Annotated in this window: 12 protein-coding genes and 4 tRNA genes; all 16 read right to left on the reverse strand. The window is 45.5% G+C overall.

Going from position 1 to position 16952, the window contains the following annotated elements; all coding sequences use genetic code 11:
- Nucleotides 1-169: 169 nt before the first annotated feature.
- The gene (gene tuf, locus D104_RS25765) at nt 170-1393 is read right to left on the reverse strand and encodes an elongation factor Tu (RefSeq protein WP_024023530.1); all 1224 of its coding nucleotides are present in this window, start codon (nt 1391-1393) and stop codon (nt 170-172) included.
- A 35-nt stretch (nt 1394-1428) separates the two neighbouring features.
- The gene (fusA, locus tag D104_RS25770) at nt 1429-3522 is read right to left on the reverse strand and encodes an elongation factor G (protein ID WP_024023531.1); all 2094 of its coding nucleotides are present in this window, start codon (nt 3520-3522) and stop codon (nt 1429-1431) included.
- A 21-nt stretch (nt 3523-3543) separates the two neighbouring features.
- Entirely contained in the window at nt 3544-4017 is a 474-nt protein-coding gene (rpsG, locus tag D104_RS25775) for a 30S ribosomal protein S7 (RefSeq protein ID WP_024023532.1), read from the reverse strand.
- Between the two features lie 99 nt (nt 4018-4116).
- Entirely contained in the window at nt 4117-4488 is a 372-nt protein-coding gene (rpsL, locus tag D104_RS25780) for a 30S ribosomal protein S12 (protein ID WP_013659444.1), read from the reverse strand.
- A 137-nt stretch (nt 4489-4625) separates the two neighbouring features.
- A complete protein-coding gene (gene rpoC, locus D104_RS25785; RefSeq protein WP_024023533.1) occupies nt 4626-8828 on the reverse strand; it encodes a DNA-directed RNA polymerase subunit beta' in 4203 nt (1400 codons plus the stop codon).
- A 66-nt stretch (nt 8829-8894) separates the two neighbouring features.
- Nucleotides 8895-12995, reverse strand: a complete 4101-nt coding sequence (rpoB, locus tag D104_RS25790; protein ID WP_024023534.1) for a DNA-directed RNA polymerase subunit beta — start codon at nt 12993-12995, stop codon at nt 8895-8897.
- Between the two features lie 187 nt (nt 12996-13182).
- Nucleotides 13183-13554 carry a 50S ribosomal protein L7/L12 gene (gene rplL, locus D104_RS25795; RefSeq protein ID WP_024023535.1) on the reverse strand — a complete coding sequence of 124 codons (372 nt, stop codon included), beginning with the start codon at nt 13552-13554 and terminating at the stop codon, nt 13183-13185.
- Between the two features lie 82 nt (nt 13555-13636).
- A complete protein-coding gene (gene rplJ / locus D104_RS25800; protein ID WP_024023536.1) occupies nt 13637-14137 on the reverse strand; it encodes a 50S ribosomal protein L10 in 501 nt (166 codons plus the stop codon).
- A gap of 231 nt (nt 14138-14368) precedes the next feature.
- Complete coding sequence (gene rplA / locus D104_RS25805; protein WP_024023537.1) at nt 14369-15070, reverse strand: 50S ribosomal protein L1; 702 nt, start codon at nt 15068-15070, stop codon at nt 14369-14371.
- Complete coding sequence (gene rplK, locus D104_RS25810; RefSeq protein ID WP_024023538.1) at nt 15070-15504, reverse strand: 50S ribosomal protein L11; 435 nt, start codon at nt 15502-15504, stop codon at nt 15070-15072. Before rplK ends, rplA begins: the two co-directional genes overlap by 1 nt.
- Before the next feature lie 49 nt (nt 15505-15553).
- Entirely contained in the window at nt 15554-16087 is a 534-nt protein-coding gene (gene nusG / locus D104_RS25815; RefSeq protein WP_024023539.1) for a transcription termination/antitermination protein NusG, read from the reverse strand.
- Between the two features lie 9 nt (nt 16088-16096).
- Nucleotides 16097-16465: a preprotein translocase subunit SecE gene (gene secE, locus D104_RS25820; protein ID WP_024023540.1), complete on the reverse strand. Its 369-nt coding sequence runs from the start codon at nt 16463-16465 to the stop codon at nt 16097-16099.
- Nucleotides 16466-16505: 40 nt separating this feature from the next.
- Nucleotides 16506-16581 (reverse strand) — tRNA-Trp (locus D104_RS25825).
- A 116-nt stretch (nt 16582-16697) separates the two neighbouring features.
- Nucleotides 16698-16773, reverse strand: a tRNA-Thr gene (locus tag D104_RS25830).
- A gap of 2 nt (nt 16774-16775) precedes the next feature.
- Nucleotides 16776-16850: transfer RNA gene (locus tag D104_RS25835), tRNA-Gly, on the reverse strand.
- Between the two features lie 3 nt (nt 16851-16853).
- Nucleotides 16854-16937, reverse strand: a tRNA-Tyr gene (locus D104_RS25840).
- Nucleotides 16938-16952 lie beyond the last annotated feature (15 nt).

The raw sequence follows: 16952 nt of genomic DNA on the forward strand, positions 1-16952 counted from the left end.
TACATTTATTAAGCCACAATCCTTTTTTAAGGACGGCGAATATTAGCCATTCAAAAACTGGTTGTCAAGTAACCAATTTCTGAACAAACAAATAAACCACAAAATAAAAAGGCCACCCAAGTTGGGCGGCCTTTTTTCAAACATAAAGCAATAAGATATAAATATCTAATTACTTGATGATTTTAGCTACAACACCAGCACCAACTGTACGTCCGCCTTCACGAATCGCAAAACGTAGACCTTCGTCCATTGCGATTGGGTGAATTAGAGCAACAGTCATCTGAATGTTATCACCTGGCATAACCATTTCTACGCCTTCAGGTAAAGAACAAGCACCAGTTACGTCAGTTGTACGGAAGTAGAACTGAGGGCGGTAACCTTTGAAGAATGGAGTGTGACGACCACCTTCATCTTTACCCAACACGTATACTTCTGCTTCAAACTCAGTGTGAGGAGTGATTGAACCAGGCTTAGCCAATACTTGACCACGCTGAACATCTTCACGCTTAGTACCGCGCAACAAGATACCACAGTTCTCACCAGCACGACCTTCGTCAAGAAGCTTACGGAACATCTCTACACCAGTACAAGTTGTTTTAGTAGTATCAACGATACCAACAATTTCAACTTCTTCCTGGATGCGAACAATACCGCGCTCAACACGACCAGTTACAACAGTACCACGACCCTGGATAGAGAATACGTCCTCGATCGGCATTAGGAATGCACCGTCGATAGCACGCTCTGGCTCAGGAATGTAAGAATCAAGAGTTTCAACAAGCTTCTTAACTGCAGTTGTACCCATTTCGTTATCATCTTCACCGTTCAACGCCATTAGCGCAGAACCTGGAATGATTGGAGTATCATCACCTGGGAAGTCGTATTCAGAAAGAAGGTCACGCAATTCCATTTCAACCAACTCTAGCATTTCAGCGTATTCTTCAGAATCCGCACCGCCACAGTCTTCAGCCAACAAGTCAGCTTTGTTTAGGAAAACTACGATGTAAGGAACACCTACTTGACGAGAAAGCAAGATGTGCTCACGAGTCTGAGGCATAGGGCCGTCAGTCGCACCACAAACTAGGATAGCGCCATCCATTTGAGCAGCACCAGTGATCATGTTTTTAACATAATCGGCGTGTCCAGGACAATCCACGTGCGCATAGTGACGCACTGGAGAATCGTACTCAACGTGAGAAGTCGAGATAGTGATACCACGCTCACGCTCTTCAGGAGCATTATCGATACCGTCAAAAGCAACAGCGGTTCCGCCGAATACTTCTGCACATACACGAGTCAATGCTGCAGTTAGAGTTGTTTTACCGTGGTCAACGTGACCGATAGTACCAACGTTAACGTGTGGTTTATTACGTTCGAATTTACTCTTTGCCATGATACATACACCTTAAGAATTAGTAAGTATGATGATTAATCTTCATTTTTGATGATCGCGTCTGCCACACTAGCCGGTGCTTCAGCGTATTTCTCAAACTCCATCGCATAACTTGCACGCCCTTGCGACAAGCTACGCACGTCAGTTGCATACCCGAACATCTCCCCAAGAGGAACTTCAGCACGGATAATTTTCCCTGACGGGGAATCGTCCATCCCCTGAACAATACCTCGGCGACGATTCAGGTCTCCCATCACATCCCCCATATATTCTTCAGGAGTCACAACTTCCACTTTCATTACAGGTTCAAGAACACAAGGATCAGCATCCACTGCCCCTTTTCTTAAGCCCTGAGAAGCTGCAATTTTAAAAGCCATTTCATTAGAGTCAACATCATGGAATGAACCATCGAACAATACGACCTTGATACCCAACAAAGGGTAACCCGCAATCACACCATTCTTCATTTGCTCTGAAACGCCTTTTTCTATTGCAGGGATGTATTCTTTAGGAATAGCACCACCAACAATCTCGTTAACAAACTCAAGCCCATCTTTATCCGTTGGGATTAACTTCATTACGACGTGACCGTATTGACCACGACCACCGGATTGACGCACAAATTTGTGATTAACCACCACTTCTTTGCGAATTTTCTCCCGATAGGAAACCTGAGGCTTACCAATGTTAGCCTCCACCTTAAATTCACGACGCATACGGTCGACAAGAATATCAAGATGAAGCTCACCCATACCGGAAATAATCGTTTGACCCGTTTCTTCATGCGTTTCCACACGAAAAGAAGGATCTTCTTGCGCTAGCTTACCTAGCGCAACGCCCATTTTATCCTGATCCGCTTGAGACCTAGGCTCAACCGCAACCGATATAACAGGCTCGGGAAACTCCATACGCTCGAGCACAACAACATCATTCATATCGCAAAGCGTATCACCCGTGGTTACATACTTCATACCCACGGCAGCAGCGATATCACCCGCCAGCACTTCTTTAATTTCTTCGCGATTATTTGCGTGCATCTGCACCATTCGACCAATACGCTCTCGCTTCTGCTTAACAGAATTATAGACCGCATCCCCAGAACGCAACATGCCTGAATACACACGAATAAATGTCAACGTACCCACAAATGGGTCTGTCGCTATCTTGAACGCCAATGCAGAGAACGGAGCCTCATCATCAGCAATACGAGTAACAACCGTTTCACCATCTTCAAGCGTGCCCTCTATCGCCTTAACTTCAAGCGGAGAAGGCAAATATTCAACAACAGCATCCAAAACAGCCTGTACGCCTTTATTTTTAAAGGCTGAGCCACACATAACCAAGACAATCTCATTGGTCAACGTACGAGCCCTCAAACCGCTTTTGATATCATTGACAGTCAGTTCACCCTCTTCGAGGTACTTCTCCATCAATTCATCATTCGCTTCCGCTGCAGCCTCAATCATTTGCTCACGCAACTCTAACGCATCGTCAAGCAGTTCAGCAGGAACCTCTTCTAAAGAGAACGTCATCCCCTGATCTTCTTCATTCCACATTACAGCTTTCATCAATATCAGATCAATTACACCACTAAAGTCTTCTTCAGCACCGATATTCATCTGTATTGGAACCGCGTTCGCACCAAGACGAGTTTTTAATTGACGCACAACCGATAAATAATCAGCACCCGTACGGTCCATCTTATTGACGAACACCAGGCGAGGAACTTCATACTTATTTGCTTGACGCCATACTGTCTCGGTTTGAGGCTGTACACCCGAAGAACCACAAAGCACAACTACAGCACCATCCAAAACACGCAAAGAACGCTCTACTTCAATAGTAAAATCTACGTGCCCAGGCGTATCAATAATATTGATACGGTGCTGCTCAAACTGTTTATTCATCCCACCCCAGAAGCATGTTGTTGCTGCTGAAGTTATCGTAATACCGCGCTCTTGCTCTTGCTCCATCCAGTCCATTGTTGCCGCGCCATCATGCACTTCACCAATTTTATGAGACAAACCAGTATAGAAAAGAACGCGTTCAGTCGTCGTCGTTTTACCTGCATCAACATGCGCAACAATACCGATGTTACGGTAACGGTTGATAGGTGTTTTACGTGCCACTGTGTATCCTTCTCCGGATAATTAGAAACGGTAGTGAGAGAATGCTTTGTTAGCTTCTGCCATGCGATGAACGTCTTCACGCTTCTTAACAGCAGAACCTTTGTTCTCAGCAGCATCTAGAATTTCACCTGCAAGACGCAAAGCCATGGATTTTTCACCACGCTTACGAGAAGCATCAACCAACCAACGCATAGACAAAGCTGCACGACGGACTGGACGAACTTCAACAGGGACTTGATAAGTCGCACCACCAACACGGCGAGATTTAACCTCAACCATTGGCTGGATAGATTCCAATGCTTTTTCAAAGATGGCCATTGGCTCATCTGTTTTTGCGCGCTCTGCAACAGTGTTTAATGCATTATAAACAATGCTCTCTGCAACAGATTTTTTACCACTAACCATTACATGGTTGATAAATTTAGCGAGAAGTTGGCTTCCGTGTTTAGGATCCGGAAGGATTTCACGCTTAGCGACGACGCGTCTTCTAGGCATAGCTATATCCTCTTCAGGTTCGCCCGAGACAATTCAATTATTGCTCGGCCTTACTGTATTAAAAAATTATGTCTAAACGATGAATTAAGTAGCGTTAGCTTACTTAGGACGTTTAGTACCGTATTTAGAACGGCCTTGCTTACGATTTTGTACGCCTGAAGTATCCAAGCTACCACGTACTGTGTGGTAACGAACACCCGGTAGATCTTTTACACGACCGCCGCGAATCAGCACTACGCTGTGTTCTTGCAGGTTGTGACCTTCACCACCGATGTATGAAGTAACTTCAAAGCCGTTAGTCAAGCGAACACGACATACTTTACGCAAAGCCGAGTTAGGCTTTTTAGGTGTAGTAGTATATACGCGTGTGCAGACACCGCGGCGTTGCGGACAAGCTTGTAACGCAGGAACGTCACTCTTTGCCACTTTACGTTTACGTGGTTTACGAACCAACTGGTTAACGGTTGCCATTAGACAAGCTCCACAAATCCAATTCTTATGACGGAAATCGCCAAAATTAAGGAGGCGCAAGTTTAATTTGCGCCTATAAAACAGTCAATAGGGAGGCGACTAAAAAATCACCTCCCTTGCGATTTAGCAGCAAATAACTAGTCTTTCAGTGCTGCGCTTAGTGCTTCTTCTACATCTGAGGCACTAATTGTCGCACTTCCTTCCTTCGCTGCTAGCGCAAGCTCTTTTTTACGCTTACGCTCATTGTGGTAAGCCAAACCTGTACCGGCTGGTATCAAGCGACCCACAACAACGTTTTCTTTCAAGCCACGTAAGTGATCTTTTTTACCAGTTACCGCACCTTCTGTTAAGACTCGAGTTGTCTCTTGGAAAGATGCTGCCGATATAAAGGACTCAGTCGCCAAAGAAGCTTTCGTGATACCTAGAAGTACACGCTCGTACTTCGCTGGGAATTTACCCTCTGCTTCTGCTTTTTCGTTTGCATCCAACAGTTTCGTAAATTCTACCTGATCACCTTGGATAAGATCTGTATCACCAGACTCACCAACATCTACTTTACGCAGCATTTGGTTAACAATAACTTCAATATGCTTATCGTTAATCACAACGCCTTGTAAACGGTAAACTTCTTGCACTTCGTTAGTAATGTAATCAGCCAAAGCCTCTACACCCTGAAGACGCAAGATATCATGAGGGCTCAAAGGACCGTCGGCGATAACTTCACCTTTTGCCACTTCTTCACCATCAAAGATGTTGATTTGACGCCATTTAGGAATCAACGTCTCGATTGGATCACTGCCATCTTGTGGTGTGATAACCAAACGGATCTTACCTTTTGTTTCTTTGCCGAAGCTAACAACACCCGTTGTCTCTGCCATAACAGCAGGATCTTTCGGACGACGCGCTTCAAATAGGTCTGCCACTCGTGGCAAACCACCGGTAATATCTTTGTTACCGATAGACTCTTGAGGTATACGAGCAAGAACCTCACCAGACTTAACTGTTGCACCGTGATCCAAGCTCAATAGCGCTTTTTCAGGCAACATGTACTGTACAGGCGAATCAGTACCCGGAATCAATACAGGATTACCTTCTGCATCAACAACCGCAATCATTGGACGAAGATCTTTACCTGCTGAAGGACGATCACGAACTTCCAAAACTTCGATGGTAGTCAAGCCAGTCATTTCGTCAGATTGGCGACGAATCGTCACGTTCTCTTCCATACCACTAAACTCAAGACGACCTTCCATCTCAGATACGATTGGGTGTGTATGTGGATCCCAGTTTGCTACGATTTGACCCGCAGTTACTTGATCACCGTCACGTACACTCAAAACCGCACCGTAAGGAAGCTTGTAACGCTCTTTCTCACGACCCGCTTCATCAGCGATCGCCAATTCAGAAGAACGAGACGCAACCACTAAGTGACCAGTATGACGCTCGATACTCTTCATTTTATTAAAACGAACCGTACCCGCGCTCTTAACTTGAACACTGTCTACTGCAGACGCTCGAGATGCCGCACCACCGATATGGAACGTACGCATCGTCAACTGTGTACCCGGCTCACCGATAGATTGTGCTGCCACAACACCGATTGCTTCACCGATATTCACCTGATGACCACGAGCCAAATCACGACCGTAACACTTAGCACACACGCCGTGACGTGTATTACAAGTGATCACAGAGCGGATCAACATTTCATCCACACCTGCCGCTTCGATCGTACGAACATTATGCTCATCAATCAGAGTGCCAGCTGGAAGAACGTCATTGCCTTTTGAATCAATCACATCTTGAGCAACAACACGACCCAATACACGATGACCCAAAGGAACAACAACATCACCGCCTTCAATCATGGCCGCAACAGATATACCGTTTGTGGAACCACAATCTACTTCAGTGATTACCAAATCTTGCGCTACATCTACTAGACGACGCGTTAGGTAACCAGAGTTGGCTGTTTTCAATGCCGTATCAGCAAGACCCTTACGAGCACCGTGAGTGGAGGTAAAGTACTGAAGTACCGATAGACCTTCACGGAAGTTCGCAGTGATCGGTGTTTCGATGATGGAACCATCTGGTTTCGCCATCAAACCACGCATACCGCCCAACTGACGCATCTGAGCAACACTACCACGGGCACCGGAGTCAGCCATCATATAAACAGAGTTAAACGATTGCTGATCAACCACTTCGCCATCTTTGTTGGTAGTGGTCTCTTTTGCCAAGTTTTTCATCATAGCTTCAGTTACGGTTTCGTTCGTACGAGACCATAAATCGATTACCTTGTTGTACTTCTCGCCTTGCGTTACAAGACCATCCGCATATTGGTATTCAATTTCTTTAACTTCCGCTTCCGCTTTCGCAATGATGTCGGCTTTTTCTGGTGGTATAACGAAATCGTCAACACCAACAGAACAACCAGAATACGTTGCATAAGCAAAACCTGTGTACATCAACTGGTCAGCAAAGATACAACTCTCTTTCAAGCCAACTTTACGGTAACACTCGTTGATCAAGTTTGAGATCGCTTTCTTCTTCATACTCTGGTTTACAACAGAGAATGGTAGGCCATCAGGCACGATATCAAACAACAAAGCGCGACCAACAGTTGTATCAACGATGAACGTGGACGGAACTTTATCGCCATCAAGCGTTGTATCAACTTGATTGATACGAACTTTTACTTTGGCATGCAATTCAACTTGCTTAGCACCAAACGCGCGATGTACTTCTTTAATGTCAGCAAAGGCCATGCCCTCTCCTTTCGCATTAATTTTTTCGCGGGTCATGTAGTACAAGCCCAATACAACGTCCTGAGAAGGTACGATGATTGGTTCGCCGTTTGCAGGTGACAATATGTTGTTCGTAGACATCATTAAAGCACGTGCTTCTAACTGCGCTTCAATCGTCAACGGAACGTGAACCGCCATTTGGTCACCATCGAAATCGGCGTTATATGCCGCACACACAAGTGGGTGCAACTGAATCGCTTTACCTTCGATCAACATTGGCTCAAACGCTTGGATACCCAAACGGTGAAGTGTTGGTGCACGGTTCAACATCACTGGATGTTCGCGGATAACCTCATCAAGGATATCCCACACTTCAGGTGTTTCGCGCTCAACCATTTTCTTCGCCGCTTTGATCGTCGTCGCCATGCCACGAAGTTCAAGCTTAGAGAAAATGAATGGCTTGAATAGCTCAAGTGCCATTTTCTTAGGTAGACCACACTGATGTAGACGCAGTGATGGCCCTACTGTGATTACAGAACGTCCAGAATAGTCAACACGCTTACCAAGCAAGTTCTGACGGAAACGACCTTGCTTACCTTTGATCATATCAGCCAAAGATTTCAAAGGACGCTTGTTAGAACCAGTAATTGCGCGACCACGACGACCATTATCAAGCAACGCATCAACAGATTCTTGCAGCATACGCTTTTCATTTCGTACGATGATATCTGGAGCAGACAGCTCTAGTAGTCGTTTTAGACGGTTGTTACGGTTAATCACACGACGGTAAAGGTCGTTCAAATCAGACGTCGCAAAACGACCACCTTCAAGTGGTACTAATGGACGAAGATCTGGCGGAAGTACTGGCAATACATCCAGCACCATCCATTCTGGGTTGTTACCAGAATGATAGAACGCTTCAACCAGCTTAAGACGCTTAGAAAGCTTCTTAATACGAGTTTCAGAATTGGTGCTGTTTAGCTCTTCGCGCATGCTGTTGATTTCAACTGGCATATCTAAATCGCGAAGCAACATCTGAACCGCTTCTGCACCCATGCGGGCATCGAATTCGTCACCGAACTCTTCTAGCGCTTCAAAGTACTGCTCATCATTCAACAATTGTCCTTTATCAAGCGTTGTCATACCTGGATCGATCACGATGAAAGATTCAAAATACAAAACACGCTCAATGTCACGCAACGTCATATCCATGATAAGACCGATACGTGATGGCAAAGATTTCAAGAACCAAATGTGCGCAACAGGCGACGCAAGCTCGATGTGACCCATGCGCTCACGACGCACTTTAGACAGAGCTACTTCGACGCCACATTTTTCACAAATAACACCACGGTGTTTCAAACGCTTGTATTTACCACACAAACATTCATAGTCCTTAATAGGACCAAAGATTTTTGCACAGAACAAACCGTCACGTTCTGGCTTGAACGTACGGTAGTTGATGGTTTCCGGCTTCTTAACTTCACCGTAAGACCATGAACGAATCATATCTGGTGACGCCAAGCCGATACGGATCGCATCAAACTCGTCAGATTGTCCTTGTGATTTTAGAAGACCTAATAAGTCTTTCATGTAGTATTCGCCCCACTCATAAGGCCGGGGAGTCTTGCTCCCCAGCAGGTCAAATGTGATTCGTGCTTATTCGGCTTCCAACTCTATATCGATACCAAGAGAGCGAATCTCTTTCACCAATACGTTGAAAGACTCAGGCATGCCAGGTTCCATTCTGTGATCACCATCGACGATGTTTTTATACATCTTCGTACGGCCATTCACGTCATCGGATTTCACTGTCAACATTTCTTGTAACGTGTAAGCGGCACCGTATGCTTCTAGCGCCCATACCTCCATCTCACCGAAACGCTGACCACCAAATTGAGCTTTACCACCCAATGGCTGCTGAGTAACCAAGCTATAAGAACCGGTAGAACGTGCGTGCATTTTGTCGTCGACCAAATGGTTCAACTTCAGCATGTACATGTAGCCAACCGTAACAGGGCGCTCGAAAGCATCACCGGTACGACCGTTAAACAATTTAACTTGACCACTTTCGTTGATGCCAGCCAAGCGCAACATACGTTTGATTTCAGACTCTTTTGCACCATCAAAGGCACCAGACGCCATTGGAACACCACCTTTCAGGTTGCCCGCCAAGGTCAATATCTCTTCGTCTGTAAAGCTGTCTAAATCTTCAGTACGCGCACACTTCAAGTCGCCTTCGTAGCCGTTGTAGATCTCATCAAGGAAGCTACGCAGTTCTGCAACCGCCTCTGCTTTCTCTCGCTCTACAGCAAGCATTTCGTTGATTTTACGACCCAACCCTTTAGAAGCTGCACCTAAGTGAGTCTCTAGGACCTGACCAACGTTCATTCGCGAAGGAACACCTAGCGGGTTCAATACGATATCAACTGGATCACCATTTTCATCGTACGGCATGTCTTCAACAGGCATGATCTTAGAGATTACACCCTTGTTACCATGACGACCGGCCATTTTATCACCAGGCTGGATACGACGCTTAATAGCAACATAAACCTTAACGATTTTAAGAACGCCAGGCGCAAGATCATCACCCGTTTGCAGTTTACGTTTCTTATCTTCGAATTTGGCATCAAGCTCTTTACGGCGCTCAATCAAAGCCGCTTGCGCTTTTTCAAGCTGCTCACTTGCTTCTTCATTAGCAACGCGAATTTTAAACCACTCAGGGTGATCTAGATTCGCCAAGTACTCTTCCGTAATGATGGCGTTACGAGCCAAGCTCGGACCACCTTCAGCCTGCTGACCAACTAGGGCTTCAGCTAAACGCTCGAAAGTCGCTTTCTCGACAATACGAAACTCTTCATTCAAGTCTTTACGAACTTGGTCAAGTTGCGATTTTTCGATGAATTTTGCGCGATCGTCTTTCTCGATTCCATCACGTGTAAAGACCTGCACATCGATAACCGTACCGCGCGTACCTGTCTTTACTCGCTGAGACGTGTCTTTCACGTCGGACGCTTTCTCACCAAAGATAGCTCGCAAAAGCTTCTCTTCCGGCGTCAGTTGCGTTTCACCTTTCGGCGTCACTTTACCAACTAGAATATCGCCTGGTTCAACTTCAGCACCGATGTAAACGATACCGGATTGATCCAACTTAGAAAGCGCACCTTCACCCACGTTAGGGATATCAGACGTAATTTCTTCTGGCCCAAGCTTCGTATCACGAGCCACACACGTTAGCTCTTGGATATGAATCGAAGTAAAGCGATCTTCTTCAACTACGCGCTCAGACACTAAGATCGAGTCTTCGAAGTTGAAACCGTTCCAAGGCATAAAGGCAATACGCATGTTTTGACCCAAGGCCAAATCACCCATATCAACAGAAGGACCATCCGCCATAATATCGCCGGACGCAACTTTTTCGCCTTTCATTACCAAAGTACGCTGGTTGATACAGGTATTTTGGTTAGAACGTACGTATTTAGTCAGGTTGTAGATATCTACACCCGCCTCACCCGCGATCGTTTCTTCTGAATTAACACGAACAACGATACGACTTGCATCAACAGACTCAATCACACCGCCGCGATTCGCAACAATACAAACACCAGAGTCTTTCGCTACGTTCTTCTCCATACCAGTACCAACAACAGGCTTATCCGCCTTAAGTGTTGGAACCGCTTGACGCTGCATGTTCGAGCCCATCAAGGCACGGTTAGCATCATCGTGCTCTAGGAACGGAATCAAAGACGCCGCAACAGAAACAACCTGACGTGGAGAAACGTCCATCAAATTAACTTTTTCTTTTGGAATCAAAGTGGTTTCGTGCATATGACGCACCTGAACCAACTCATCAACCAAACGACCTTCCGCATCTACATTGGCAGACGCTTGAGCGATAACGTATTTTGCTTCATCGATTGCAGAGATATAAACGGTATCATCTGTCATCTTGCCATCAACAATCTTACGGTAAGGCGTTTCCAAGAAGCCGTAGCTATTGGTGCGCGCGTAAGTAGACAGCGAGTTAATCAAACCGATGTTTGGACCTTCCGGCGTTTCAATTGGACAAACACGACCATAGTGAGTGGCGTGTACGTCACGTACCTCAAAACCTGCTCGCTCACGTGTCAGACCACCAGGCCCTAACGCTGAAACACGACGCTTATGAGTTACTTCAGAAAGCGGGTTGTTTTGGTCCATGAACTGAGACAATTGACTAGAACCAAAGAATTCTTTGATTGCAGCCGCCACAGGCTTCGCATTCAAAAGATCCTGCGGCATCAGGCCGTCCGCTTCTGCCATAGACAGACGCTCTTTAACAGCACGCTCAACACGAACAAGGCCAACTCGGAATTGGTTTTCGGCCATTTCGCCAACAGAACGAACTCGACGGTTACCCAAATGGTCGATGTCATCTACCATGCCATTGCCGTTACGAATATCGAGCAACGTTTTCAATACGGCAACAATGTCATCATTGTCTAGAATGCCTGGGCCAGTATCTTCATCACGACCTAGACGACGGTTGAATTTCATTCGACCAACGCCAGATAGATCATAGCGATCTTCTGAGAAGAACAAACCTTGGAATAAGCCTTCAGCTGATTCTTTGGTTGGCGGCTCGCCAGGACGCATCATGCGGTAGATTTCAACCAAGGCTTCCAACTGATTGCTCGTTGGATCAATACGCAACGTATCAGAAATAAATGGACCATTGTCCAAATCATTCGTATAAAGCGTATCAACATCTGTGATACCAGAAGCAACCAAAGCTTCCAATAAATCAACAGACAATTCCGTGTTTGCTTCCGCAATCAACTCACCCGTTGCAGGATGAACAAGATTTTTGGCAGTCACTTTACCAAGCATGTATTCAAGCGGCACAGATAAGCGTTCAAGACCCGCTTTTTCCATGACACGAATGTGCTTAGCCGTAATACGACGACCTTCTTCTACAATTAGCTCGCCATTTGCATCAGCAATATTGAATAACGCTGTGTCGCCACGCAAACGATTGGCAACCAAATCCATCTCAAAGCCATCGCGCTTCAAGTAGAAACGAGTAGATTCGAAAAACGCATCTAGAATTTGTTCCGTGCCGTAGCCCAAAGCGCGCAACAAAATAGTCGCTGGCAACTTACGACGGCGGTCAATACGAACAAATACGCAATCTTTTGGATCGAACTCGAAATCCAACCAAGAACCACGGTAAGGAATAATACGAGCAGAATGTAGTAATTTACCTGAAGAGTGAGTCTTACCACGATCGTGATCAAAAAATACACCAGGAGAACGGTGTAATTGAGAAACGATAACTCGCTCAGTCCCATTAATTACAAAGGTACCATTATCTGTCATGAGTGGAATTTCACCCATGTAGACTTCTTGCTCGCGAATGTCTTTGATTGCTTTGTTAGAGGACTCTTTATCATAAATGATGAGTCGAACTCTAACGCGAAGAGGAGCTGCATAAGTAACACCACGCAACTGACACTCTTTAACATCAAATACAGGCTTGCCTAAACGGTAATCGACGTATTCAAGCGCCGCGCTACCAGAAAAGCTAACCATTGGAAAGACAGATTTAAAAGCCCCATGCAGACCTAATTCCCCACGCTCTGCAAGAGTTTTACCTTCTTGCAAAAAATTACGGTAGGATTCAAGCTGAATTGCCAGCAAGTATGGCACATCCAAAACGGGCGGCAGTTTACCGAAATCCTTACGGATACGTTTTTTCTCAGTGTATGAGTAAGCCATCAGCATTCCCCAGCTTGTGCACATTGACGCAAAAGGCCCAAATCAGGCCTTACCATTTATGGGAGCATTATCTCCCACTTGAAAATTCTTTTAAGTTTTATTTGAGTTTCAGAAACCCAAAAAGGCCGGTGACAAAAAGTCACCAGCCATTTCGACTATTGGTCGAAATCTGGAAATACAAGTATCATTACTTGACTTCGACAGATGCACCAGCTTCTTCAAGAGCTGCTTTAAGAGCGGCAGCGTCTTCTTTAGAAACGGCTTCTTTAACAGCCATTGGAGCGCCGTCAACGATTGCTTTAGCTTCTTTCAAGCCAAGGCCAGTCGCTGCACGAACTGCTTTAATAACGTTTACTTTCTTATCGCCAGCGGCAGTAAGAATAACGTCAAATTCAGTTTGTTCTTCAGCAGACGCACCAGCGTCAGCTGCAGGACCCGCAGCTACAGCAGCAGCTGCAGATACACCGAATTTTTCTTCCATTGCAGAAATTAGTTCAACAACGTCCATCACAGACATTTCTGCTACTGCATTGATGATATCTTCTTTAGTTAGAGCCATGACTCAGATTCCTAGCATTCTTTAAAATTACCCGAAGGTAATAAAACAAAATATTTATCAAGAAGGGATACGGTAAACCGTATTAAGCCGCTTCTTGCTCTTTTTGATCGCGAACCGCTGCAAGAGTACGTACAAACTTGCTTGTTGCGCCCTGAATAACACTCATCAGTTTCGCAATAGCTTCGTCGTATGTAGGCAGTGTTGCCAAACGATCAATGTCGCCAGCTGGGATCAACTCACCGTTGAACGCCAACGCCTTCACTTCAAACTTGCTGTTCGCCTTTGCGAACGTTTTCAACAAACGAGCTGCCGCACCTGGGTGCTCGTTAGAGAAAGCGATCAACGTAGGACCAACAAAGCTTTCAGCTAGACATTCGAAGTCAGTACCTTCAACCGCACGGCGAGCCAAAGTGTTACGTACTACACGCACATAAACACCCGCTTCACGCGCTTCTTTGCGTAGTGCTGTCATATTACTCACGGTAACACCGCGAGAATCAGCAACCACTGCAGACAAGGCAGTTTTAGCAACTTCGCTAACTTCGGCGACAATGGCTTTTTTGTCTTCTAGACCTAATGCCACTGGTTTTCTCCTGGATTAGCAGGGAATAAATTCCCCTATTTTTACCAACTCTTCGATTACTCGAAGTACTTGCTGGTGAGTTAGATCCAGTTAATCTGAATCGGGCCACACCATCTGCGCAGGACAAACATTTTTCAACGTTTCATTAAACCCTCAAGAGGTTCCTGCGGTCTTTGACGGCCTGCTCAACAAACAAATGAAGGCAGACCCCAAAGCGCATGATCTAAATACTTACTTAACTGCGTTAAGTGTACCTAAATCAATTTGTAGACCAGGTCCCATTGTAGAAGACATAGTCACTTTTTTCATGTAGACACCTTTTGAAGAAGCAGGTTTAGCACGACGCAAGTCGGCCAAAAGCGCTTCAAGGTTGCCTTTGATAGATTCAGCAGCGAATTCGATAGAACCAACAGCTGCATGAATAATACCATTTTTATCTGTACGGTAACGAGCTTGACCTGCTTTTGCATTCTTAACTGCAGTCGCAACATCTGGCGTTACTGTGCCAACTTTAGGGTTAGGCATTAGACCACGTGGGCCCAAGATCTGACCAAGTTGACCAACGATGCGCATTGCGTCCGGAGATGCAATAACAACGTCAAAATCTAGGTTGCCAGCTTTAACTTGTTCAGCCAAATCATCAAAACCAACAACATCTGCACCAGCTTCTTTCGCAGCTTCAGCGTTTGCGCCTTGCGCGAACACAGCAACACGAACATCTTTACCAGCACCGTTAGGTAATACAGTAGAACCACGAACAGCCTGATCAGACTTACGAGGATCAACACCTAGGTTAACAGATACATCGATAGATTCTTTGAACTTAACAGTAGAAAGTTCAGACAATAGAGCAACAGCCTCTTCTACAGAGTACAACTTTGTTGTTTCTACTTTTTCTGCGATCAAGCGAGCGCGTTTAGTTAACTTAGCCATTAGATCACACCTTCACAATCTAGACCCATAGCGCGAGCGCTACCAGCGATAGTACGAACTGCCGCATCCATATCTGAAGCAGTCAAATCAGCCTGCTTAGCAGCAACAATCTCTTCAAGCTGCGCACGAGTAACCGTACCTACTTTCTGAGTGTTTGGACGTGGAGAACCACTTTTCAGACCAGCGGCCTTTTTAAGAAGAACAGCAGCAGGAGTAGATTTCGTTTCAAATGTGAAACTACGATCACTGTAAACAGTGATAATAACTGGCGTAGGAAGACCTGGTTCAACACCTTGAGTTTTGGCATTAAACGCTTTACAGAATTCCATGATATTCACACCATGTTGACCAAGTGCTGGACCAACTGGTGGACTTGGGTTCGCTTGACCCGCTTTAACTTGTAGCTTGATATAAGCTTGGACTTTCTTAGCCATTTTTTAACTCCAATTGGGTCACAGCCGTAAGGCTACCCGTTCAACAAAATCAGGCCTTTTCAACCTGACTAAATTCCAAATCAACTGGCGTAGAGCGCCCAAAAATAAGCACCGCCACTTTGATTCGACTTTTATCGTAATCCACTTCTTCCACAACACCATTGAAATCAGCAAACGGACCTTCGTTAACACGAACGACCTCACCCACTTCAAACAAAGTCTTAGGACGAGGTTTATCAACACCATCACTAACACGCTGTAGAATTGCATCTGCTTCGCGAGTCGTAATCGGTGACGGCTTATCCGCCGTACCACCAATAAAGCCCAACACACGAGAAGTGCCTTTTACCAAATGCCAAGAGTCATCATTCATATCCATTTGAACCAACACATAACCTGGATAGAACTTTCTTTCACTCTTGCGCTTCTTGCCGTCTCGGATCTCAACCACTTCTTCGGTTGGCACCAAGATCTCGCCGAAATTTTCTTCCTGCCCCATAACCTGCACTCGCTCAGCAAGCGAACGCATTACGTGCTTTTCGTACCCTGAGTACGCTTGTACTACATACCATCGTTTGGTCATGAGCAACTCCTAACTAATAACTGAAGAAACGACCCAACCAAGGAACGAATCCACCCCCCATAGTACGAGAGACATAAAAACAACAACCGCTAACACGATCAAAGTAGTTTGCGTGGTTTCCTGTCTAGTCGGCCATACAACCCTGCGAATTTCTGTCTTAGCTTCTTTTGCCAAAGTAAAAAAAGATTGACCCTTCACAGTTTGTAACGCGATAAAACCAGCAACACCAGCCAACACCAAGATAGCAATTAAGCGATACAATAGTGACTCAGCAGAATAATAGTTATTACCAATCACGCCTACCGCAACCAGCAGAATAACAATTGCCCACTTAAACACATCTCCGCGAGATGCTTGAGCTTCAGCATTAGAACTCATACTTCAGGTGATCCCTAACTAAAAAATAGGATACGAAAGATGGCAGGCCAAGAGGGACTCGAACCCCCAACAGCCGGTTTTGGAAACCGGTGCTCTACCAATTGAACTATTGGCCTACATTCGTATGGGCGGAGGATGATACCTAAACATGCTAAATTTAGCAAGGGTACCTGCCCAAAAAACAGACAATAAAAAAGGCGGTTAAGACCACCTATCTTTTGCTTTGATAAGCTGGAGCTCATGAGCAGATTTGAACTGCCGACCTCACCCTTACCAAGGGTGTGCTCTACCAACTGAGCTACATGAGCATTGGAGCGGGTAGCGGGAATCGAACCCGCCTCTTCAGCTTGGAAGGCTGAGGTAATAGCCACTATACCATACCCGCAATTGGTGGAGGGAGGTGGATTCGAACCACCGAAACTTTCGTGGCAGATTTACAATCTGCTCCCTTTGGCCACTCGGGAACCCCTCCACGTACTCAGCGCTA

Source organism: Marinomonas profundimaris (assembly GCF_000508165.1).
Taxonomy (GTDB): Bacteria; Pseudomonadota; Gammaproteobacteria; order Pseudomonadales; family Marinomonadaceae; genus Marinomonas; species Marinomonas profundimaris.